The 22879-nt window shown below is 35.9% G+C and carries 16 protein-coding genes; 15 read left to right on the top strand and 1 reads right to left on the bottom strand.

Features of this window, described 5'->3' with window-relative positions; all coding sequences use genetic code 11:
• The first annotated feature begins 1 nt into the window (after position 1).
• The 15 genes from AC4BC4_RS08925 to AC4BC4_RS08855 all read left to right on the top strand — a co-directional run bounded on the left by AC4BC4_RS08925 (position 2) and on the right by AC4BC4_RS08855 (position 21812).
• On the top strand, positions 2–676 hold the full coding sequence (locus AC4BC4_RS08925) for an ABC transporter ATP-binding protein (protein WP_438755844.1): 675 nt from the start codon (positions 2–4) through the stop codon (positions 674–676).
• A complete protein-coding gene (locus AC4BC4_RS08920) occupies positions 669–2204 on the top strand; it encodes a PASTA domain-containing protein (protein WP_490475448.1) in 1536 nt (511 codons plus the stop codon). Before AC4BC4_RS08925 ends, AC4BC4_RS08920 begins: the two co-directional genes overlap by 8 nt.
• A 281-nt stretch (positions 2205–2485) precedes the next feature.
• Positions 2486–3289 (top strand): undecaprenyl pyrophosphate synthase, encoded by an 804-nt coding sequence (uppS, locus tag AC4BC4_RS08915; RefSeq protein ID WP_438755846.1) that lies wholly within the window; start codon positions 2486–2488, stop codon positions 3287–3289.
• Positions 3286–4086, top strand: a complete 801-nt coding sequence (locus AC4BC4_RS08910; protein WP_438755847.1) for a phosphatidate cytidylyltransferase — start codon at positions 3286–3288, stop codon at positions 4084–4086. Before uppS ends, AC4BC4_RS08910 begins: the two co-directional genes overlap by 4 nt.
• A gap of 58 nt (positions 4087–4144) precedes the next feature.
• Positions 4145–5305, top strand: a complete 1161-nt coding sequence (locus tag AC4BC4_RS08905; RefSeq protein WP_490475447.1) for a 1-deoxy-D-xylulose-5-phosphate reductoisomerase — start codon at positions 4145–4147, stop codon at positions 5303–5305.
• Entirely contained in the window at positions 5302–6570 is a 1269-nt protein-coding gene (gene rseP / locus AC4BC4_RS08900) for an RIP metalloprotease RseP (protein WP_490475446.1), read from the top strand. Before AC4BC4_RS08905 ends, rseP begins: the two co-directional genes overlap by 4 nt.
• 71 nt (positions 6571–6641) lie before the next feature.
• Positions 6642–8354, top strand: a complete 1713-nt coding sequence (locus AC4BC4_RS08895) for a proline--tRNA ligase (RefSeq protein WP_490475445.1) — start codon at positions 6642–6644, stop codon at positions 8352–8354.
• A gap of 460 nt (positions 8355–8814) precedes the next feature.
• Positions 8815–13167 carry a PolC-type DNA polymerase III gene (locus AC4BC4_RS08890; protein ID WP_490475444.1) on the top strand — a complete coding sequence of 1451 codons (4353 nt, stop codon included), beginning with the start codon at positions 8815–8817 and terminating at the stop codon, positions 13165–13167.
• 316 nt (positions 13168–13483) lie between these two features.
• Entirely contained in the window at positions 13484–13927 is a 444-nt protein-coding gene (gene zapA, locus AC4BC4_RS08885) for a cell division protein ZapA (RefSeq protein WP_490475443.1), read from the top strand.
• A 17-nt stretch (positions 13928–13944) separates the two neighbouring features.
• Positions 13945–14493, top strand: coding sequence for a CvpA family protein (locus tag AC4BC4_RS08880; RefSeq protein WP_490475442.1), 549 nt, complete (start codon positions 13945–13947; stop codon positions 14491–14493).
• Positions 14494–14524: 31 nt separating this feature from the next.
• The gene (locus AC4BC4_RS08875; RefSeq protein WP_490475441.1) at positions 14525–16891 is read left to right on the top strand and encodes an endonuclease MutS2; all 2367 of its coding nucleotides are present in this window, start codon (positions 14525–14527) and stop codon (positions 16889–16891) included.
• Positions 16892–17101: 210 nt separating this feature from the next.
• Positions 17102–17416 carry a thioredoxin gene (trxA, locus tag AC4BC4_RS08870; RefSeq protein ID WP_438755855.1) on the top strand — a complete coding sequence of 105 codons (315 nt, stop codon included), beginning with the start codon at positions 17102–17104 and terminating at the stop codon, positions 17414–17416.
• Positions 17417–17548: 132 nt separating this feature from the next.
• On the top strand, positions 17549–19351 hold the full coding sequence (uvrC, locus tag AC4BC4_RS08865; RefSeq protein ID WP_490475440.1) for an excinuclease ABC subunit UvrC: 1803 nt from the start codon (positions 17549–17551) through the stop codon (positions 19349–19351).
• Between the two features lie 300 nt (positions 19352–19651).
• Positions 19652–20551 (top strand): ABC transporter ATP-binding protein, encoded by a 900-nt coding sequence (locus AC4BC4_RS08860; protein WP_438755857.1) that lies wholly within the window; start codon positions 19652–19654, stop codon positions 20549–20551.
• On the top strand, positions 20544–21812 hold the full coding sequence (locus AC4BC4_RS08855; RefSeq protein ID WP_438755858.1) for an ABC transporter permease: 1269 nt from the start codon (positions 20544–20546) through the stop codon (positions 21810–21812). The genes AC4BC4_RS08860 and AC4BC4_RS08855 overlap by 8 nt, the downstream gene beginning before the upstream one ends.
• 24 nt (positions 21813–21836) lie before the next feature.
• On the opposite strand, the gene AC4BC4_RS08850 is transcribed toward AC4BC4_RS08855, so the two are convergent.
• The gene (locus AC4BC4_RS08850) at positions 21837–22838 is read right to left on the bottom strand and encodes a LacI family DNA-binding transcriptional regulator (RefSeq protein WP_490475439.1); all 1002 of its coding nucleotides are present in this window, start codon (positions 22836–22838) and stop codon (positions 21837–21839) included.
• Between the last annotated feature and the right edge of the window lie 41 nt (positions 22839–22879).

The raw sequence follows: 22879 nt of genomic DNA, 5'->3' as shown, positions 1-22879 counted from the left end.
AATGGCGATTTTAGAAACGAAAGCGCTCAGTTATTTTTATCAAGATGGCGATCAGCGTCGGTTTATTTTAAAAAACACCAATGTTGCTTTTAAACAAGGAAAATTTTATACCATTTTGGGACAATCTGGTTCAGGAAAAACAACGTTCCTTTCTCTGATCAGTGCTTTAGATACACCAAAAGAAGGTCAAGTATTACTGCGTGGAAAAGATATCAAGACAATTGGTTATGAAAAATATCGTCGTGATGATATCAGTATTATTTTTCAGAGTTATAATTTAGTTCCTTATCTGACTGCACTTGAGAATGTATTAGTGGCGATGTCTATTACGGATAATCAGTTACCTCCTAATCAAAAAGAAGTGGCCTATAATTTGTTAGACTACATTGGGATCACAAGTGAAAAAGCGGATCGACTTGTAAATCGGCTTTCTGGTGGAGAGCAGCAGCGTGTGGCTATTGCTCGTGCGTTAGCTACAAATGTAGATATCATTTTGGCTGATGAACCAACTGGAAATTTAGATGAAGGAATGGAACAAGAGATTGTCGATATTTTTCAAAATTTAGCGAAGGTTCATAATAAGTGTGTCATTGTTGTGACGCACTCTAATGATATCGCTGAGCAATCGGATGAGACCTATTACCTGAAAAAAGGTGTGTTAAAAAAATATGAGTGATTTTCTATCAAACTTCAATGGTGATAACTACGAGAAAACCCGACAGCAAAAAAATGAGCAAAAAGATAAATTAGGCAATCAGGCAGAGACAAAAAAAATAAAATCAGGAAAAATTTCAGTAAAGAAAAAAAGATCTGTAGCAGAGAAACATGAGAACGATTCGGAAATGCTTTATGGACCACAAAATTCAAATAATACTAGACAAAATAAAACAAGTACTAAAGAAGTGACTCAACCAGAGAATCTTGAAGAGTTGATTTATACAAAAAAGCGTTCAAAAAAGAAAAAATCTGAACCAGTCACAACTAAAGAAGCAAGTGTTGTAACACCCGTTGAGCAGTCGCGCAATCCCGATGAAGTGATTGAAACTGATCCGACCTATAAAAAGAAAAAGATCAGAAAATTTATGTATATTGGTTTTGGGACCTTTGCGGCAGTTGCACTGTTGTATTTTGGCTATTATCAGATGACTCATGTAAAAGTTCCAGATTTTGAAGGCAAAGAACTGTCAGAAGTTCGTGAATGGACATCCGAAAATGGTGTGAAGCTCCAGGTAGAGCAAAAATATAATTTTGATAAAGAAGCTAATGTGATCATTCACCAAACAGTCAAAAACAAGCAAATCAAAAAAGGACAAGAATTAGGTGTAGATGCCAGCCTTGGAGCAGATCCGGAAGAACCGGTTTCACTACCTGACTTCAAATCAATGAAAATAAATGATGCAAAAAATTGGATCAGTGAACAAAAGGCTGATAATGTAGCTATCATTGAAGAATACAATGATAAAATACCAGCAGGCGATTATGTGAAATTTGAAATAACGAATAAAGATGTAAAAGCTGAAAACTACAAACGCAAAGACAAATCAAAGGTCTATTTTTCTAAAGGGAAAGAAGTTTTTGAAAAAGATATCGCAATGCTAGATTTTGCTGGTAAACCAAAAGAAGAAGCAACGGAATGGGCTAAAAAAAATGAGATTACACTCAAAGTAGATGAAGCAGATTCAGATACGGTCGAGAGTGGAAAAATCATTTCACAAAGTATCGGGAAAGACACTAAAGTTGCAAAAAAAGAATCAATGTCGATTATCGTTTCAACAGGTAAAGCATTGACTGTTCCAGACTTCTCACAATTTAAATCAGAAGAAGCGGAAGCAAAAGCAAATGGATTGCAAGTACAAGTCCAGCAAGTGTTTAGTGAGGAAGTTCCTTATGGACAATTTATTAATCAATCGGTTGAAATTGGGAAGAAATATACAGAAAAAGAGCCCAAGCCATTGATCCAAGTAGTTTATTCAATCGGAAAGCCATATATCAAAGATTTACGTGACAATACTTTAGAGGGAGATCTTCAAAAAATATTCTATGACGAATATCAATCTAAAGGTGCAAATATCACGTATCGAGTTACTTATGTCGATTCGACTGTTACGAAAGGAACCGTTGTTAAAATGAGCCAGTATAATGAATTTATTCCAATCAATTCTGTGGTTCAAATTGGGATTAGTAAAGGGAATCTAAAACCATAGGGAAGTAAAACTTCCAATAAAGCAAAAATAAATTGATTAAAAAAATCATAGAAGGTGAAGCAAAGCAGCTTTAAGTTTTGTTTCCTTTCTTTTTTGAATTTAATGTAAATTATTGAAAGCTTTGCAGGTGAGTAGCAAAAAAATCACTTAATTTCTGATTGAATTGGAGAAATTTCTCAATAAATTTATTAAATAATGACGAAAATTTTTCATTTGCATAGGCATTTCCGAAAGATATTGCTATAATAGTCTAGACAGATTTTTGGAATGGAGGGAAAAATATGCTACGTTTTTTTCCACAAAAGAATAAATACATACAAAAAGAGAGTACATTTACTTTTGATAGCGAAGGTCCGATCCCTGGACACGTAGCGATAATCATGGATGGGAATGGACGATGGGCTCAAAATCGTCGTCTACCTAGAATTGCTGGACATAAAGAAGGTATGAATACTGTTAAAAAAGTTACGAAACACGCAAGTAAGCTAGGAATCAAGGTCTTGACATTATATGCATTTTCTACTGAAAACTGGAAACGTCCAACAGATGAAGTGAGTTTTTTAATGCAGCTGCCAGTAGATTTCTTTGATACATTTGTGCCAGAGTTGATCAAAGAAAATGTAAAAGTACAGGTGATGGGGTATAAAGAATTTTTACCAGCACACACTCAAGAAGCTGTTGAACGTGCGATTGAACAGACTAAAAATAATACTGGTATGATTTTGAATTTTGCTTTAAACTATGGGTCAAGAGCAGAAATTCTCACAGCAGTAAAAGAAATCGCTGAAAAAACAGCAAATAATGAACTTTCTCCTGATAATATTACTGAAACAACAATTGCGGATCATTTGATGACCGGTTTTTTAGCAGAAGATTTAAGAGATCCAGAATTATTGATTCGTACTAGTGGTGAAGAAAGAATCAGCAATTTTTTACTTTGGCAGATTGCTTACAGCGAATTGTTTTTTACAGATGCATTGTGGCCTGATTTTAAAGATGATTTGTTAGAACAAGCACTAGCATCGTTTCAAAATAGAAATCGCCGTTTTGGCGGCTTAAAGGAAACTGAGGAGGAAGATAAATGAGACAGCGCGTTATTACAGCGGTCGTAGCATTAGTGGTTTTTATACCGATCATTTGGTATGGAGGATTTGTGATTGAACTTGCGGCAGCATTATTAGCAGTCATAGGTGTATATGAATTATTTAGAATGAAAGGGTTAGAAATTATAAGTTTTGAAGGTGTACTTTCTGCTTTAGGAGCAGTATTTTTGGTTCTGCCAAAAGACCGTTGGTTTTTCTTTTTACCAGAAAAAGCAGATAATTTTATTTTATTTTATCTAACAGTCATGATTTTATTAGGTGGCCTAGTTGCTTCAAAAAATATGTATACAATCTCTCAAGCTGGGTTTCCAGTGATTACAAGTTTATATGTAGGTGTTGGGTTCCAAAACTTTGTGAGCGCTAGACATACTGGGTTTGTAGTTTTGCTTTATGCATTATTTGTTGTTTGGTCAACGGATATTGGTGCTTATTTTATTGGGAAGCGATTTGGAAAAAGAAAATTATGGCCCGAAGTCTCACCTAATAAGACAATTGAAGGTTCATTAGGTGGCATTCTTTGTGCAGTAGTTGTAGCTCTTTTATTTTTGACGCTTACGCCTAACAAAGAGCTATTTATTTACAAGCTACCGATTATGTTGCTAATTACAGTTGTTTTTTCAATTGTTGGTCAATTTGGAGATTTAGTGGAATCTTCCATTAAGCGACATTATGATGTAAAAGATTCTGGTACTATTTTACCAGGACATGGCGGCATATTAGATCGTTTTGACAGCTTACTTTTTGTTTTTCCGATCATGCACTTATTCGGACTATTTTAATTTCTAAACAAGAAGGGAAGGTGAAAAACTCTGAATGTTCAGGGTTTTTCTTTTTACTATGAAAAAAATCGCATTATTAGGTGCTACTGGCTCTATTGGTACGAGTACAGTAGATGTTGCTACAGCTTATCCCGATTTATTCCGTATCATTTCGCTAACGTTTCATTCAAACAGTGAAAAAGGGGCGGCTTTGATCGAACAATTAAAACCGCAGTATGTAGGTGTTGGCTCAGAGCAAATAAAACAAGAGTTAATGGACCGTTTTCCAGAAGTGGAATTTGGTGTAGGAGAGGCAGGACTTATAAAAGCAGCAACGCTTGAACAAGTGGATGTGGTATTGACTGCTGTAACTGGAAGTGTTGGACTGAATCCTACAATGGCAGCAATCGAAGCAGGAAAAGATATTGCATTAGCTAACAAAGAAACATTGGTGATGGCTGGTCAGTGGGTCATGAATGCCGCAAAAAAAAATAATGTCAGTATACTACCTGTTGATAGTGAACACTCTGCAATTTTCCAATGTTTAGAAGGTCAAAAGGAAGGAAACTTAAAAGAATTAGTTATCACAGCTTCCGGCGGCAGCTTTAGAGATTTGACGCGCGAAGAGCTAAAGTCTGTCACTTTAGAGCAAGCATTAAACCACCCAAATTGGTCAATGGGCAAGAAAATTACGATTGATTCATCGACAATGATGAATAAAGGGTTAGAAGTTATCGAAGCCCATTGGTTATTTGGTACAGATTATGATAAAATAAAAGTTGTTTTACATAAAGAAAGCATTGTTCATTCAATGATCGTTTTAAAAGATGGTGCATATTTGGCTCAACTTGGTCCAAGTGATATGCGTGAACCGATTCAATATGCATTGACGTATCCAAACCGTTTACCGATCCAAAATGAAAAGCCCTTTGATTTAACACAGATTGGTCAATTGAATTTTGGACTAATGGATTTTGATCGTTTCCCAATGCTAGCATTAGCATTTTATGTCGGAAAAAAAGGCGGAGCGTATCCAACTGTTTACAATGCAGCCAATGAAATTGCAGCCAATGCATTTATTGATGGAGAAATTTCATATAGTCAAATTGAAGAATTTGTCCAAAAAGCAGTGGAGAACTATTCAGAAACAAATGAAGTCACTTTGAACGAAGTGATCGCGATCGATAAACAAACAAGAACTATCGTAGAAAGATGGATAAAGGAAGAAGGTCGTTTATGAAAACAATTATTACATTTATTATTGTCTTTGGAATTCTTGTCTTAGTGCATGAATTTGGACATTTTTTCTTCGCAAAGCGTTCTGGTATTTTAGTACGTGAATTTGCGATTGGCATGGGACCAAAGATTTTTGCACATCAAGGAAAAGATGGAACTGCTTATACGATTCGAATTTTACCTATAGGTGGCTATGTACGCATGGCTGGAATGGGAGAAGATGAGACCGAGCTAGCCCCTGGAATGACTCTTTCTGTTGAATTGAATGAACAAGAAGAAGTCGTAAAAATCAACACAAGTAAAAAAGTTCAGCTGACAAACAGTATTCCAATGGAAATGTTAGAAGCTGATCTAGAAAAAGAATTATTTATCAAAGGTTATGTCAATGGTGATGAATCTGAAGAAATCACTTACAAAGTAAATCATGATGCAACTATCATTGAACAAGACGGAACAGAAGTGAGAATCGCACCAATTGATGTACAGTTCCAATCAGCAAAACTTTGGCAACGAATGTTGACGAATTTTGCTGGACCGATGAACAATTTTATTTTAGCGTTTGTATTGTTTACAATTTACGTTTTTATGCAAGGTGGCGTAACGTATACGAATACGAATCTGATAGGCGGCATTCAACCAGATAGTCCAGCAGAAAAAGCTAGCTTGAAAGCAGACGATAGAATCGTATCGATTGATGGAAAATCAGTGAGCGATTGGAATGATTTTACAAAAATTATTCAAGATAGTCCGGATAAAGAACTAAATATGATGGTTGAGTCTGGTGGAAAGACCAAAAAAGTCGATATTACACCTAAAAGTCAAAAATCAGGAGATAAAGAAATTGGCGTGATTGGAATTTTACCACCTATGAAAACTGGTTTAGCAGATAAATTGGTTGGTGGTATTCAAACAACTTTAAGTAGTTCTATGCAAATATTCACAGCACTTAAATCGATGTTTACTGGTTTTAGTTTAGATAAATTGGGTGGTCCAGTAATGATCTTCCAGATGTCTTCAGAAGCCTCAAAAGCAGGCTTAAGTACAGTGATTTGGCTAATGGCCATGTTATCAGTCAATCTTGGAATCATTAATTTACTTCCGATTCCGGCTTTAGATGGCGGTAAGATCGTTTTAAATATTTTTGAGGGAGTTAGAGGGAAACCTTTAAGTCAAGAAAAAGAAGGAATACTGACACTGATTGGTTTTGGGTTCATCATGTTATTGATGGTGTTAGTAACTTGGAATGATATTCAACGATTTTTCTTTTAATTAATTAATTGGATTTTATAACGAATCACTTGAGGAGTTTCAACAATTCGTTTAGACAAAGGAGAGTTCTAATGAAACAGTCAAAAATGTTAATCCCTACTTTACGTGAGGTGCCTAATGATGCAGAAGTATTAAGTCATCAAATGCTATTGAGAGCAGGTTATATCCGCCAAGTCTCAGCAGGGATTTACTCTTATTTACCATTAGCGAATCGAGTACTTGAGAAACTAAAAAAAATCATGCGGGAAGAATTCGATAAAATCGACGCAATTGAAATGTTGATGCCTGCATTATTACCAGCAGAATTATGGAAAGAATCAGGACGCTATGAAACATATGGTCCAAATCTTTATCGTTTGAAAGATCGTAATGAGCGTGATTATATTCTTGGTCCAACACATGAAGAGACATTTACAGAATTGATTCGTGACGAAATTAATTCATATAAGCGCTTGCCGTTGAACCTTTATCAAATTCAAACAAAATACCGTGATGAAAAACGTCCTCGTTTTGGTTTATTACGTGGTCGAGAGTTTATTATGAAGGATGGTTACTCTTTCCATGCTGATGAAGAAAGTTTAGATCAATCTTACCGTGATTATGAGAAAGCTTACTCAGCTATTTTTGAGCGTTGTGGTTTAAAATTTAGAGCAATCATTGGTGATGGCGGCGCTATGGGTGGAAAAGATTCTAAAGAATTCATGGCAATTTCTGATATAGGTGAAGATACTATTTGTTTTTCAACAGATAGTGATTATGCAGCAAACTTGGAAATGGCAACAAGTCTTTATACTCCTAAAAAGTCACACGAAACACAATTAGACATTAAAAAAGTAGCTACGCCAAATGTTGGAACAATTGAACAAGTGGCTGCATTTTTCACTGTTGATCCACAACGTATTATTAAGTCAGTTTTATTTATGGCGGATAGTGAACCTGTTTTAGTTTTAGTGCGTGGCGATCATGAAGTGAATGATGTTAAGCTGAAAAATTTCTTGGGTGTTGACTTTTTAGAGGAAGCAACAGATGAAGATGCACGAAAATATTTAGGTGGAGACTTTGGGTCTATCGGACCAGTTGAACTATCTGAAGAAGTGAAGTTATTTGCAGATTTACATGTCCAAGATTTAGCAAATGCAATAACTGGAGCAAATGAAACTGGATTCCATTATAATAACGTTAATCCAGGACGTGATTTTACGCCAATAAGTTATGAAGATTTACGTTTTGTACAAGAGGGCGATCCTTCTCCAGATGGAAATGGCGTTTTAGAATTTACTAAAGGTATTGAGATTGGTCATATCTTTAAACTTGGAACTCGTTACAGTGAAGCTATGGGCGCAACAGTTTTGGATGAGAATGGTAGAGAAAAACATGTCATCATGGGCTGTTACGGAATCGGTGTTAGCCGTTTGCTCTCAGCGATTGTTGAACAAAATATTGATGAGAATGGGATTAATTGGCCTGCAGGAATTTCACCATTCGATCTACATGTCGTTCAAATGAACATTAAAGACGACTATCAAACGAAACTTGCACAAGAAGTAGAAGAAGTGATGTCAGTTGCTGGATATGAGGTCTTAGTTGATGACCGTAATGAACGAGCAGGGGTTAAATTTGCAGATGCTGATTTGATCGGTTGTCCGATCCGTATCACAGTTGGTAAAAAAGCAGTAGATGGTGTGGTTGAAGTGAAAATCAAACGAACTGGAGAAATGGTCGAAGTTCGTAAAGAAGAGCTTGAAAGTACATTATCTATTTTATTGAATGCAGACAAAGAATAAATTTAACCTGTCTATGGAATCGATCACTAATCTGATTTCATAGACAGGTTTTCAGTTCCGCAAGCAAATATAGTACAGGTAAATCGACTTGTATGAGTGTTCTTTACATTGTATTTCATCTAGAAAAATAGTATACTTAACTATGGCGAGGCACTTGGCAGAAATGTCTAAGGGCCTCTTTCTTATCAAGTTATTCAGTTAAAGACTGGTGAGTTTAAATTTATTTCGCTTTATGGACTGGTTTTTTTTAAAAAGTGAAGATTAAGAAAAAACATCTTTATCCTATTTTGAGTCAGAGCCCAAACAGTCCATTTCGCTTTCATCTATCTAGCTATACAAGCTAGCCTTTTCAAAAAAAGATAAACGATAATTGAGACAAAGAGCTCCTCAGTTATAGTTTCCTATTTTTCAGTTAAGGCTGAACGAGCTTGTTCCGCTTTTATTATAAGGAGGTTCATCAGTGGCAGACAAAGCACAAGAATTATTTGCAAAGTTGATTGATCAAATTCAATTAAATGAACAAGAGCGGCAACATCCGCTTATTCAGCAAGGAAGAATTGACAAAGTTGTTGTTCATCAACAAAGCCGCTTATGGGAATTCCATTTAGGATTCACTGAGATTTTACCGATAATGCTTTATCAATCGTTTATGCAGCAATTAGAACTAGCTTTTCAACAAATTGCAAGCGTATCTGTAAAAATTTCAACTGAAAAAAATGAATTCACTGAAGAACAATTGACTGACTATTGGCAATTAGCATTATTGAATAGCCAATGTGATACGCCTTTAGTTCAGCGCGTAATCAAGACGCAGACGCCAATTATCGAAGATAAGAAAATTATTCTACCAGTAGATAATGACGCAGTTATTCCTTATTTGAAACAACAATATTTACCAATAATTGAAGAGCTGTATATCAATTATGGATTTCAAAAATTTCATATTGAACCTAAAATGGATGAGCAGCAAGCAAAACGAGTATTGGCATTATTTGAAGAGCGCAAGCAAGAACAAAATGCAGCGTTCCAACAACAAGCAGCCGAATCACTTATCAAGCATGAACAAAAGAAAAAACAACAGCAGCAACAAGGACCAGCGCTTGAAGGACCGATTCGTCTTGGCCGTAATATACCAAATGATGAACCGATCATGCCAATGGGCAATATTTTAGAAGAAGAGCGTCGAGTGACGATCGAAGGATTTGTTTTTGATGTAGAAGTACGAGAATTACGTTCAAAACGAAAAATATTGATTTTAAAAATTACGGATTATACCTCATCATTTATCGTTAAAAAATTCTCAAATGGCGAAAAAGATGAACAAGTTTTTGATGCAATTCAAAAAAATAGCTGGATTCGAGTTCGAGGAAGTATTCAAGAAGATACCTTTATGCGTGATCTAGTGATGAACTGCCAAGATTTGATGGAGGTCAAACATGCGCCACGTAAGGACTATGCTCCAGAAGGTGATAAACGTGTAGAACTTCATTTACACAGTAATATGAGTACGATGGATGCAACAAACAACGTTGCTGATTATGTTGCTCAAGCTGGAAAATGGGGGCATAAAGCAATTGCTATCACTGATCATGGTGGAGCACAAGGATTTCCAGATGCTCATAGTGCTGGAAAAAAAGCAGGAGTCAAAATTTTATATGGCGTAGAAGCTAATGTTGTAGACGATGGCGTTCCAATTGCTTATAACGAAGCTCATATTGAACTAAGTGAAGCTACATATGTTGTCTTTGACGTGGAAACAACTGGACTATCAGCGGTCTATGATACGATTATTGAGCTTGCAGCTGTTAAAATGCACAAAGGGAATATCATTGATACGTTTGAACAATTTATCGATCCAGGCCATCCTTTATCCCAAACAACGATTAATTTAACTGGGATCACGGATGAAATGGTACGCGGCTCAAAATCGGAAGAGGAAGTCCTACGTTTATTTAAAGAGTTCTCAGAAGATACAATTCTTGTAGCCCACAATGCATCATTCGATATGGGTTTCTTAAATACAAGTAATGGCAAATATGGGATTCCAGAAGCTGAAAATCCAGTTATTGATACCTTGGAATTATCTCGCTATTTAAATCCGACATTTAAAAGCCATCGCTTAAATACATTATCTAAAAAATTCGGTGTCAATCTAGAACAACATCACCGTGCGATTTACGATTCTGAATCAACTGGACATTTATGCTGGATCTTTTTGAAAGATGCCAAAGAAAATCACGATATGAATTATCACGACGAACTGAATATGCATATTGGAGAAGGCGATTCATATAAACGTGCTAGACCTTTCCATGCAACGATTTTAGCAACGACTCAAGTTGGGTTGAAAAATCTTTTTAAATTAATTTCGATGTCGAATATCAATTACTTTTTCAGGATTCCACGAATTCCTCGCTCACAGTTGAGTAAATTACGGGAAGGCTTGATCATTGGTTCTGCCTGTTCCAATGGTGAAATCTTTGAAGCTATGATGCAAAAAGGGGTAGAAGAAGCCAAAAATCGTGCAAAGTTTTACGATTATATCGAAGTCATGCCCAAAGCTGTATATGCGCCACTGCTTGAACAAGAATTGGTGAAAAGTGAAGCTGACTTAGAAGAAATTATTACGAACTTAGTGAAAATTGGAGATGAATTAGAAAAACCCGTTGTAGCTACTGGAAATGTCCACTATCTTAATGAAGAAGACAGCATTTATCGAAAAATATTAGTTGGATCTATGGGTGGAGCTAATCCATTGAATCGTCATAGTTTACCAGCGGTTCACTTTAGAACGACCGATGAAATGTTGACTGCTTTTCAATTTTTAGGTGAAGAGACAGCTCATCGAATTGTTGTAGAAAATCCAAATGCAATTGCAGATATGTGTGATGAAATCACACCTGTCAAAGATGATCTATATACACCAAAGATTCCCGGATCTGAAGATGAGATCAGAAATTTAAGCTATACTCGTGCAAAAGAACTTTACGGGGATCCTTTGCCTGATATTGTTGAAAAACGGTTGAAAAAAGAATTAGATAGTATTATCGGAAATGGATTTTCAGTTATTTATTTGATTTCTCAAAAATTAGTGCATAAAAGTATGGAAGATGGTTACTTAGTGGGTTCACGTGGATCGGTAGGTTCAAGTTTTGTAGCGACGATGACAGGGATTACGGAAGTTAATCCTCTGGCACCTCATTATCACTGTGTTAATTGTCAACATTCTGAATTTTTTGAAGACGGATCATATGGTTCTGGTTTTGATATGCCTGAGAAAAATTGTCCAAACTGCGGTCAACGTTTGTTTAAAGATGGTCATGATATTCCATTTGAAACTTTTTTAGGCTTCCATGGAGACAAAGTACCCGATATCGATTTGAACTTCTCAGGAGATTATCAAGCTGAAGCGCACAATTATACGAAAGTTTTATTTGGTGAAGAATACGTGTATCGAGCTGGAACTATCGGTACTGTTGCAGATAAGACAGCTTATGGATTTGTGAAAGGATATGAGCGTGACCATAATCTTCATTTTAGAGCAGCCGAAGTGGATCGTTTAGCGAAAGGTTCTACAGGGGTCAAACGAACAACGGGTCAACATCCAGGTGGTATCATCGTTATCCCGGATTATATGGATGTGTATGATTTCACGCCGATCCAGTTTCCTGCTGATGATCAAAACTCTGAATGGAAAACGACACATTTTGATTTCCATTCGATCCACGATAATATTTTGAAACTTGATATATTAGGGCATGATGATCCTACTGTTATTCGAATGCTGCAAGACCTATCTGGAATCGACCCTAAAACGATTCCGACAGACGATCCTGAAATGATGCGTATTTTCGCTGGTCCTGAAGTGTTAGGCGTAACACCGGAACAAATTTATTCTAAAACGGGGACTCTAGGAATACCAGAGTTTGGGACTCGATTTGTACGAGGGATGTTGGAAGAGACCCATCCGTCCACTTTCGCAGAGCTACTTCAAATATCTGGTCTTTCTCACGGAACAGATGTTTGGTTAGGCAATGCTGAGGAATTGATTAGGCGAGGAGAAGCGACGCTGGCAGAAGTAATTGGTTGTCGTGATGATATCATGGTTTATTTAATCCATGCTGGACTAGATAGTGGGATGGCCTTCAAAATCATGGAGACTGTACGTAAAGGGCTTTGGAACAAAATTCCAGATGAACTAAGAGAAGAATATTTGACTGCCATGAAAGAAAATAATGTACCAGATTGGTATATCGATTCTTGTTCAAAAATCAAGTATATGTTCCCAAAAGCGCATGCTGCCGCCTACGTTTTGATGGCATTGCGTGTGGCCTATTTTAAAGTCTACTTTCCAATCCTTTATTACTGTGCTTATTTTTCCGTTCGTGCAGATGATTTTGACTTAGTTTCAATGTCACAAGGAAAAGAAGCAGTGAAAGCAAGAATGAAAGAAATTCAAGATAAAGGACTAGAAGCATCTACAAAAGAAAAGAATCTATTAACTGTTTTAGAGCTTGCTAACGAAATGATCGAACGCGGGTTTAAATTTGGTATGATCGATTTATACAAATCAGATGCTGAGAATTTCGTGATTGATGGAGATACCTTGATTGCGCCATTTAGAGCGGTTCCTAGTTTGGGACTCAACGTAGCGAAATCGATTGTTGAAGCAAGAAATGAACCTTTCTTGTCTAAAGAAGATCTGGCAAGTAGAGGAAAAGTTTCGAAAACATTGATTGAATATATGACCGAAAATGGTGTATTAAAAGATTTGCCAGATGAAAATCAATTATCATTGTTTGATATGTTATAGACGATCATTAGGGTGTGAGACAAAAGTAAAATTCACTTTTGTTTCACACCCTAACTGCGAGTAAACGGTGAAAATAGAAATATTCTCTTCGAAAGTATGTTTCTGCTTCCACCGTTTATTCAGATTCCTTATATCCTAGCTTCTTTAAGAACAGTGTATTTCAATTAAAATCTAACGAAAGTTGTAATAATAAGACTAAACCTTTAATTTTTTAGTTCAGTAGCATATAATAAGAAAGGGTTTATTTGAGAACACAAAATGCTAACTTTCATGGTACAATAACATGTAATGGATCACTACAGGAGGGAACACTATCATGGTCAAAGAAAAAACAAGATATAAAGCTGTGATTGCAGAGCATACGTATACAATCATTGGACAAGAAAGCAAACAACATATGGATTTAGTGACAAAGCTAGTGAATGAGCAACTAGCTGAAATCAAACATATTTCACCACAAACCAATGATGAACAAGCATCAGTACTATTAGCAATCAATGCAATTTCTGATCAGTTAAAAAAACAAGAAAAAGTACTTAACTTAGAACAAGAAGTAGCTGAGTTAAAAAAACGTACAATTCGATTAGCAGAACTGGAAAATCGAATCAAACGTATCGAAGCGATTGAAGAAGAGGCAAGAGGTGTGCTGAAAAAAAACGGTCAAGATGATGTAGAAATCCATAATCATATGGAAGCACAGCAAATCTTAAATGAAAATCGAAAACAGCAAATTCAAAGCAAAAGCACTCAAGACCAATAATCTGAGAGGATGACAGGATGTTAACATTACTTATATTACTATTTTTCGCCATTGGATTTTATACAGGAGCTAGACGAGGACTGATTTTGCAAGCTCTCTATACATTTGGCTATCTTTGTTCTTATTTTATCGCCAAAACGTATTATAAGAGTTTAGCCTCTCATCTGGAATTGTTCATCCCGTATCCGTCACCAACAGCTGATACTAAATTGGTTTTTTTCAAACAAGATATTACACTTGATTTAGATCAAGCGTTTTACGGTGCGGTAGCCTTTTTACTTATCTTAGCAGCAGGTTGGTTAGTTGTGAGACTATTGGCTGTTTTAGCTCATGGACTGGTTTTTGTACCTGTATTAAAACAAGCAAATTGGTTAGCTGGCGGTTTTATAAGTTTGATCGTCGTCTATATTGGAGTGTTTTTAGTTTTAAGTACAGCATCCATGCTACCTATTGATTCAGTCCAAAATCAATTTAAAAACAGTGGGTTAGCACGATACATCATAAAAGATACACCAATTTTCTCTAAACAAATCTATCATCTTTGGATCGAGCAGATGATTAAATAGAAAAAGTATTACAAGAACAGAAGGTGAAAAAATGAATACACGAATTTTAACAACATTAGGATTTGATAAGGTGAAACAGCTAATTTCTCAGTACGTTGTTACAGCACAAGGTTTAGAAGAAATCGAGCACCTACTTCCTGTAAATGATGGATCCAGTATTCAATCTTGGCTAGAAGAAACCGAAGATGGATTGAAGATCCAACGTTTACGCGGCGGTATTCCAATTCCTAAATTAGAGAATATTCGTCCACATATGAAACGAATCGAAATAGGAGCTGATTTGAACGGAGTCGAATTAGCCCATATAGGACGTGTGTTGTCTACGACTTCCGAAGTTATACGCTTTTTTAATGATTTACAAGATAGCGAAATCGATTTACTCAGACTTTACGCTTGGATTGATCAATTGATCGTTTTACCTGAACTGAGTCGTAGATTGAAAGAATCTATCGACGAAGATGGACGAGTGACCGATGAAGCATCACCTGAGTTAAAAAACATTCGAAATAGTATACGGAGAAGTGAACAGACGATTCGCGAACAACTGGATGGTATCGTCAGAGGGAAAAACGCCAAGTATTTAAGCGATGCAATCGTAACAATGAGAAATGAACGCTATGTTATTCCAGTTAAACAAGAATATAAAAGTGTTTTTGGTGGAGTAGTCCATGATCAAAGTGCTTCAGGCCAAACGTTATTCGTAGAGCCAAAGCAGATCGTTGATCTGAACAACCGTTTACGCCAACATCAAATTGCAGAACGCAACGAAATCGAGCGAATTTTATCAGAGCTATCTGCTGAATTAGTTCCGCATCGAAATGATATTATGCATAATGCTTATGTGATCGGTAAGTTAGATTTTGTAAATGCCAAAGCTCGTTTTGGTAAAGAACTGAATGCTGTAGTTCCTGAAATCAGTGAAGAAAATCATATTTACTTTAAACAAGCAAGACATCCATTATTGGATCAAGAAAAGGCTGTTCCTAATGACATTACAATCGGAAAAGATTATCAGGCGATTGTGATTACTGGACCAAATACGGGTGGTAAGACGATCACACTGAAAACATTAGGATTACTTCAATTGATGGGGCAATCTGGTTTGCCAATTCCAGTGGGTGAAGAAAGCCGGATGGGCATTTTTGATGAAATTTTTGCCGATATTGGTGATGAACAATCGATCGAGCAAAGTTTAAGTACATTCTCTTCTCATATGACGAATATCGTTGATGTATTGAAAAAAGTAGATAGTCATAGTTTAGTGTTATTCGATGAGCTAGGTGCAGGAACCGATCCTCAAGAAGGGGCAGCACTAGCGATTTCGATCTTAGATGCATTAGGGAGTAAAAGTGCCTATGTGATGGCAACGACCCATTATCCTGAGCTAAAAGTCTACGGTTATAATCGCGCAGGAACCATTAATGCGAGTATGGAATTTGATGTGGATACGTTGAGCCCGACCTATCGTTTATTAATCGGTGTTCCAGGACGAAGTAATGCATTTGAAATTTCAAAACGTCTTGGTCTAGATACAACGATCATTGATGAAGCAAAACACATCATGGACGGTGAAAGTCAAGATTTAAATGAAATGATCGCTGATTTAGAGAATCGTCGTAAAATGGCCGAAACTGAATATTTAGAAGCTCGTCATTATGTAGATGAGGCTGAACGGTTGCATCACGAGTTGAAAGAAGCCTACAGTTACTTTTTTGATGAACGAGAAAAAGAAATGATAAAAGCCCGCCAAAAAGCGAATGAACTCGTGTCACAAGCAGAAGAAGAGGCAGCAGGCATTATTTCAGATATTCGTAAAATGCAGCTAAGTGGTAGCAATCAAGGCGGTATCAAAGAGCACCAATTAATCGATGCAAAATCTAAACTTTCTCAATTACATCAAGAAGAAGCAAAACTTGAAAAAAATAAAGTTCTGAAAAAAGCCAAAGAACAAAAGAAACTAAAAACAGGTGATGAAGTAATCGTTAATACATTTGGACAACGAGGAACGCTGATTCGTAAGTCTAGCGATCATGAATGGCAAGTACAATTGGGAATCTTAAAAATGTCAGTGAACGAAAGTGACATGACTCCTGTTGCACCAGAAAAAGAAGTGACGCAAAGAGTAACAGCTGTTCGATCAAGTGAAAGCAGTCATGTAGCGAACCAACTAGATTTACGTGGGAAGCGTTATGAAGAAGCCTTAGCTGAAGTAGATCAATATCTAGATGCAGCAATTTTGGCAGGCTATTCTCAAGTTACGATCGTGCATGGTAAGGGGACGGGAGCTTTACGTACAGGTATTACGGATTACCTTAAAAATCATCGCAGTGTGAGTAGTTTTGAATTTGCCCCTGGAAACCAAGGCGGTAATGGAGCGACAATCGTAAAATTCAAATAAGATGCTTACCTTTAGTAAGCAGAAAATTAGTCGAATGAACAAACCAGTGCTATAATTAATTCAGAAACCAATATCTAGCTTTACAAGCTAACCTTTTTGAAAAAAGATAGAAATAGAACGAGATAAAAGACATCTCAGTCAATTTTTATTATTATTCTGTTAATACTAGGTGAAACTTGTTTAGCTTTAATAAATGGGAGGGCTTATAATATGACACAAGTAATTACGGATAAAGAATTTTCAACTGAAACAGATAGCGGTCTTGTTTTGATCGATTTTTGGGCGACATGGTGTGGTCCTTGTCGTATGCAATCACCAATTTTAGAACAATTGAGTGAAGAATATGATGAAAGTGAAGTAAAAATCACGAAAATGGATGTAGATGAAAATCCAGAAACACCAGCTTCATTCGGGATCATGAGTATTCCAACGTTACTATTGAAAAAAGACGGAGAAGTTGTAGAAAAAGCAGTTGGTGTTCATTCAAAAGAGCAACTACGTGCATTGATCGACAAGTATCTTTAGAATTAAACCGTTTATTCGGATTTCTTAAGGCTGGAATATAACTCGTAGAGTTATATTCCAGCCTCATTTTTATGCCTAAATCTATAGAAAATGGTATAATATAATCTATCCCTAACCTAGAAAGGAAGTACTATGAACGAAAAAATCAAACATAAATTAGCATTGCTTCCTGACCAACCAGGTTGTTACTTGATGAAAGATAAAAATGGAACAATCATTTATGTTGGTAAAGCGAAAGTGTTAAAAAACCGTGTACGCTCTTATTTTAGCGGCAGCCATGATACAAAGACAGAACGGCTTGTCAGTGAGATAGAAGATTTTGAATATATAGTAACTGAATCAAATATTGAAGCTTTACTTCTTGAAATCAATTTGATTCATAAAAATGATCCTAAGTATAATATCATGTTGAAAGATGATAAAAGTTATCCGTTTATTAAAATTACCAACGAGGATTACCCTCGACTATTGATTACTAGAAAAGTGTCAAAAGATAAAGCATTATATTTTGGTCCTTATCCGGATGTGGGTGCAGCAAATGAGACAAAACGGTTACTGGATCGCCTTTTTCCGTTAAGAAAATGTCGAGTGCTACCAAAAGAGGTTTGTCTTTATTATCATATGGGGCAATGCTTAGCTCCTTGTGTTTTTGACATTCCAAAATCAACGTATACAGAAATGGTCGCAGAGATCAAAAGTTTTTTGAACGGTGGACACCCGGTCATTCAAGAAGAAATACAAAGAAAAATGAATGAAGCAGCAGAAAATATGGAATTTGAAAAAGCGGCAGAATATCGTGATCAAATCAAAGCAATCGAAACAGTCATGACACGTCAAAAAATGACGAATGCAGATTTAGTTGATCGTGATGTTTTTGGTTATGCAGTTGATAAAGGATGGATGTGTGTTCAAGTATTCTTTATTCGTCAAGGCAAATTGATTGAAAGAGACGTTTCTATCTTTCCTTTTTATAATGAAGAAGAGGAGGATTTCTTAACGTTTATCGGGCAATTTTATCAAGAAAATGAACACTTTATCCCCAGAGAAGTCTTAATTCCAGATAATATCGATATTGCAAGTGTGGAAGCGATGCTTTCAACAAAAGTTTTAAAACCTCAAAGAGGAGAAAAAAAGAAATTAGTCAAGTTAGCTGGTAAAAATGCGACAGTTGCTTTACAGGAAAAATTTGATCTAATCGTGCGTAAACAAGAACGAACAGTTGGCGCAGTTGAAAAACTAGGAAATGCGATGAATATACCAACGCCTATAAGAATTGAAGCATTTGATAACTCAAACATCATGGGGGCAGATCCAGTTTCGGCAATGGTGGTATTTATTGATGGACGCCCCGATAAAAAAGAATACCGGAAATATAAAATTAAGACCGTTAAGGGGCCAGATGATTACGCCTCAATGCGCGAAGTGATCTATCGCCGCTATGCTCGTGTTTTAAAAGAAAATTTGCCATTTCCAGATTTGATCGTGATTGATGGCGGAAAAGGTCAAATAGATGCTGCCAAAGAAGTACTGAATAATCAATTAGGGTTAGATATTCCAATCGCAGGTTTGGCTAAAAATGATAAACACAAAACAAGTGAACTTCTTTTCGGACCTAATTTAGATATTATTCCCTTAGAAAGAAATTCGCAAGAGTTCTTTTTATTACAGCGTATTCAGGATGAAGTCCATCGATTTGCGATTACGTTTCATCGGCAACTACGAAGTAAAAATAGTTTTGCTTCACGTTTGGATGATATAGAAGGATTAGGACCAAAACGAAAAAAAGAATTGTTAAAGCAGTTTAAGTCATTAAAAAATATCACTGCAGCCTCAATCGAAGAATTGAATGCATCTGGTTTACCAAAAAATGTTGCTAAAAAGGTGTATGAGCATTTACATCAAGAAGAACTGAATTCTAAAGACAAGGCTGATTAGATCAGTAATCAGTAGGAGAACTGCATTTATTTAGGTGAATTCAGTTCTCCTACTTTTCATTTTTTTGTCAAGTGAAAAGGACTAATTTGCGAAAAAAATTGACATGGCTATTAACTCGCGATACTATAAAATGAAAGAAGTGAATGGTTTAACAAAGTAAAACAATTTTTCATGAAATTATCTGAATATTTAGTGATTTATAGTGAAATTTGTTAAAACCAAAGTTGTTTTGATCAGTAAAAATGAATAACTTACTCTTTATTAAAGCGCTTATTTAATTTGAACATAGGAGGATGGGGAATGTTAGAAGTAAAGAATTTGGTTAAAACGTTTGGGGACTATACAGCTGTTGACAATATGTCATTTGAAATCCCAGACGGAAAAATACTTGGGTTGATCGGCCAAAATGGTGCAGGTAAAACAACGACCTTTCGTTTAATATTGGATTTTTTAACGCAAGATAGCGGTGTTGTACTTTGGAATGGGCATCAACTAAGCGGGAAAGACTATAACGATGTCGGCTATTTACCCGAAGAACGTGGCTTGTATCCAAAAGTTTCTATTCAAGAACAATTGATTTATTTTGCGCAATTAAGAGGGAAAACGAAAAAAGAAATTGAACCTAAAATTGATGAATGGATGGAAAAATTCAAAGTCAAAGGAAAAAAAACAGATAAAGTAAAATCACTTTCTAAAGGAAATCAACAAAAAGTTCAACTGATTGCAACACTAATTCATGAGCCCAAATTAGTTATTTTGGATGAACCATTCAGTGGATTAGATCCAGTCAATGCGGAGCTTTTAAAAGAGGGAATCATATCATTGAAAGAGAAAGGTTCTTGTGTTATTTTCTCTAGTCACAATATGGACAATGTAGAAAAAATCTGTGATCACCTTGTAATGTTAAGAAACGGCAAGATGGTTCTTAATGGGAAGGTTCATGAAATACGTGAAAGTTTTGGACGTACAAAAGTATTTTTAGAATCCCCTTTAAATCCAGAAGATGTTTTAGCAATCGAAGGTGTAAACTCTACTATAAAGCGTAGTGATGGTGTCTTGGAAGTCACGTTAAACGATCCAAAAGCTGGGCAAGAGATTTTTGCTCGCGCAACTCAATTTGGTTATATACCAATGTTTAATCAGCAACCTCCAACCTTAGAAGAGATATTCAAGATGAAAGCAGGTGAACCAAATGAGTAAATTTTGGATTATAGCGAGTGATGTGTACAAGAAAAATGTTAAATCTGTTTCTTTTATCATTATGATCCTGGTGCCATTTATTGTAATGGGCATTATTTATATTGCTGGTTCATTAGCAGGAGGTTTTTCTGAAGAAACGAAAGTTGGGCTTGTCTCAAATAATCAAGAATTAGCAACGCAATTATCTAAATCAAAGACAGATGATTATACCTTCAAAGTAATCAAGTCGCAAAAAGAAGCCGAAGAGCAATTGAAAAATGAAGACCTTGATGCATTTCTTGTCTTGGATACTAAAACAGAACAAATTCAAGCCAAGCTATATGCAGAATCATCTTTAGGTACAACAACAGAATTGATGATGGGGCAAATGCTTAACGGACTTCAGTCCTCACTGAATGCAAGTAAATTAAATTTGACGACAGAACAATTAACCAGTTTAAGTCAACCAGCCAATTTTGAGAAAACTAAAGTTAGTTTTGATAGCGATGGAAAAATGACAACAGGTCAAGATAATACAGCAATTCAGTCAGCTATGTCATTTGTAATAACGATCATTCTTTGGGTGTTTATCATTACCTATGCATCGATTATTGCACAGGAAATCGCTTCTGAAAAAGGAACACGAATCATGGAAGTTATTTTATCAAGTACCAAAGCTCAAACACATTTTTACGGAAAACTAACAGGTGTCATTTTAGTTGCTATGACACAAATTGTGATTTATGCCGCGGCAATAGGAATCGGCTATACACAATTAAAAAATGTAGAAATGGTGAAAGGGTTATTAGAAGGTCTTTCTTCTACCAATATTTTCGGTAGTTTCTTATTTTTCACATTAATATTTTTTGTACTAGGTGTGTTGGTCTATTCAGTTTTAGCGGCATTATGTGGCTCATTGGTATCAAAACCTGAAGACACAGCAAAAGCTGTTCAGCCGATTCTCTATCTTGCAATGATCGGTTATTTTATCGGAATTTCATTAGGAACAACAGATCCACAAAATATCGTGATCAAAATATCTTCTTATATTCCATTGATTTCATCTTTCATTATGCCGATTCGTTTAGCAAGTGAGACAGTAACAACAACAGGAGCAGTGATTTCTGTATTGATTCTTGTTGTATTTGGTATTTTACTAACGATGTTCTCAGCAAAACTCTATAAATCAAATGTCCTAGTTTATAGTGAAGGCGGCGTGTTGAAATCATTGAAGCAATCAATCTCAATTTTAAAAAATGAACGTAAAAAAGTAGCGAAATAGACAAGAAAAAGAACAATGGAGGTTTTAATCTTCATTGCTCTTTTTTTGTTCTCTAAAAGGTACGGTCATTCTTTCAATCAAGCGAACACTCATCTCTTGTTCTGGAATGGTTTCTTTATTGAGTTGATTATGAATATAGATAAATGAATTTTCTGCTTGTAGTTTAAGTGAATAGTCGACAGTCGTAATATGCATCAATCGACTGATCTCACTATTATCAAAGCCAATAACAGCGACGTCTTCTGGAATGGAGTAACCCAATGTTTGAAGTTCGGAGATAAAACCTGCGGCGACTGAATCAGTATAAAACGCCATTGCATCTGTTTTATTCGTCATTTCATGCCATAGTTGTGCAATGCGACGTCCATTGTCGGTTCGATTCTCATCACGGAAAATCCATTCATCATTGATAGAAATATTTTTTTCTCTATGAAAATCATCAATTGCTTTTAAACGTGCTTTTGTATTCAAGTTTTCAAAATGTCCTAAAACATGCCCAATCGAACGATATCCACGCTGAAAAAGATAATCCAACGAGCGTAAATAACCTGAATAGTGATCAATATATGAAGAATAGATTCGTTCAGAATCAATACGATGCCAGGTAGCGATTGGGCCATAAATACTGTAGGGTTCAATCAGTTCCCACTTATTTGCTCTAGTCAAAATAAAAACACCGTCTAGTTGTTTATACCTCATTTGGTTTAACGCATCGATTTCCTTTTTCTTGTCTCCATCGGTAAAATAAAGGGTTACATAATAATTATAGGATTTTGCTATAGAGATGAAACTTTCAAGAAAAATACCTAAAGGATCGATAAATCCTTGAGCAAGAAAACCAATCGTTTTAGTCTCACCACTTTGAAGGTTACGAGCAATCAAATTTGGAGAATACGATAACGCTTCCATTGCTTCTAACACTTTTAAACGACTTTCCTCACTAACGTAACCATTTCCAGAAATGACTCTAGAAACAGTAGATTTTGAGACTTGTGCTTTTTTGGCTACATCAATAATCGTTGTCATTCCAACACCTCACTAATTGAATGAATAGAGAAGTATAACGT

This window comes from Enterococcus sp. AMC1086, from assembly GCF_058216575.1.
The sequence above is the reverse complement of the archived record's forward strand: the minus strand, read 5'-3'. Positions and strand labels throughout refer to the sequence as shown.

Coding starts and splice junctions, on each gene's coding strand:
- AC4BC4_RS08895 (WP_490475445.1), top strand. CDS start 6,642: ATGAAACAGTCAAAAATGTTAATCCCTACTTTACGTGAGGTGCCTAAT.
- AC4BC4_RS08880 (WP_490475442.1), top strand. CDS start 13,945: ATGTTAACATTACTTATATTACTATTTTTCGCCATTGGATTTTATACA.
- AC4BC4_RS08925 (WP_438755844.1), top strand. CDS start 2: ATGGCGATTTTAGAAACGAAAGCGCTCAGTTATTTTTATCAAGATGGC.
- AC4BC4_RS08860 (WP_438755857.1), top strand. CDS start 19,652: ATGTTAGAAGTAAAGAATTTGGTTAAAACGTTTGGGGACTATACAGCT.
- uvrC (WP_490475440.1), top strand. CDS start 17,549: ATGAACGAAAAAATCAAACATAAATTAGCATTGCTTCCTGACCAACCA.
- AC4BC4_RS08910 (WP_438755847.1), top strand. CDS start 3,286: ATGAGACAGCGCGTTATTACAGCGGTCGTAGCATTAGTGGTTTTTATA.
- AC4BC4_RS08875 (WP_490475441.1), top strand. CDS start 14,525: ATGAATACACGAATTTTAACAACATTAGGATTTGATAAGGTGAAACAG.
- uppS (WP_438755846.1), top strand. CDS start 2,486: ATGCTACGTTTTTTTCCACAAAAGAATAAATACATACAAAAAGAGAGT.
- AC4BC4_RS08920 (WP_490475448.1), top strand. CDS start 669: ATGAGTGATTTTCTATCAAACTTCAATGGTGATAACTACGAGAAAACC.
- rseP (WP_490475446.1), top strand. CDS start 5,302: ATGAAAACAATTATTACATTTATTATTGTCTTTGGAATTCTTGTCTTA.
- AC4BC4_RS08905 (WP_490475447.1), top strand. CDS start 4,145: ATGAAAAAAATCGCATTATTAGGTGCTACTGGCTCTATTGGTACGAGT.
- trxA (WP_438755855.1), top strand. CDS start 17,102: ATGACACAAGTAATTACGGATAAAGAATTTTCAACTGAAACAGATAGC.
- AC4BC4_RS08850 (WP_490475439.1), bottom strand. CDS start 22,838: ATGACAACGATTATTGATGTAGCCAAAAAAGCACAAGTCTCAAAATCT.
- AC4BC4_RS08855 (WP_438755858.1), top strand. CDS start 20,544: ATGAGTAAATTTTGGATTATAGCGAGTGATGTGTACAAGAAAAATGTT.
- zapA (WP_490475443.1), top strand. CDS start 13,484: ATGGTCAAAGAAAAAACAAGATATAAAGCTGTGATTGCAGAGCATACG.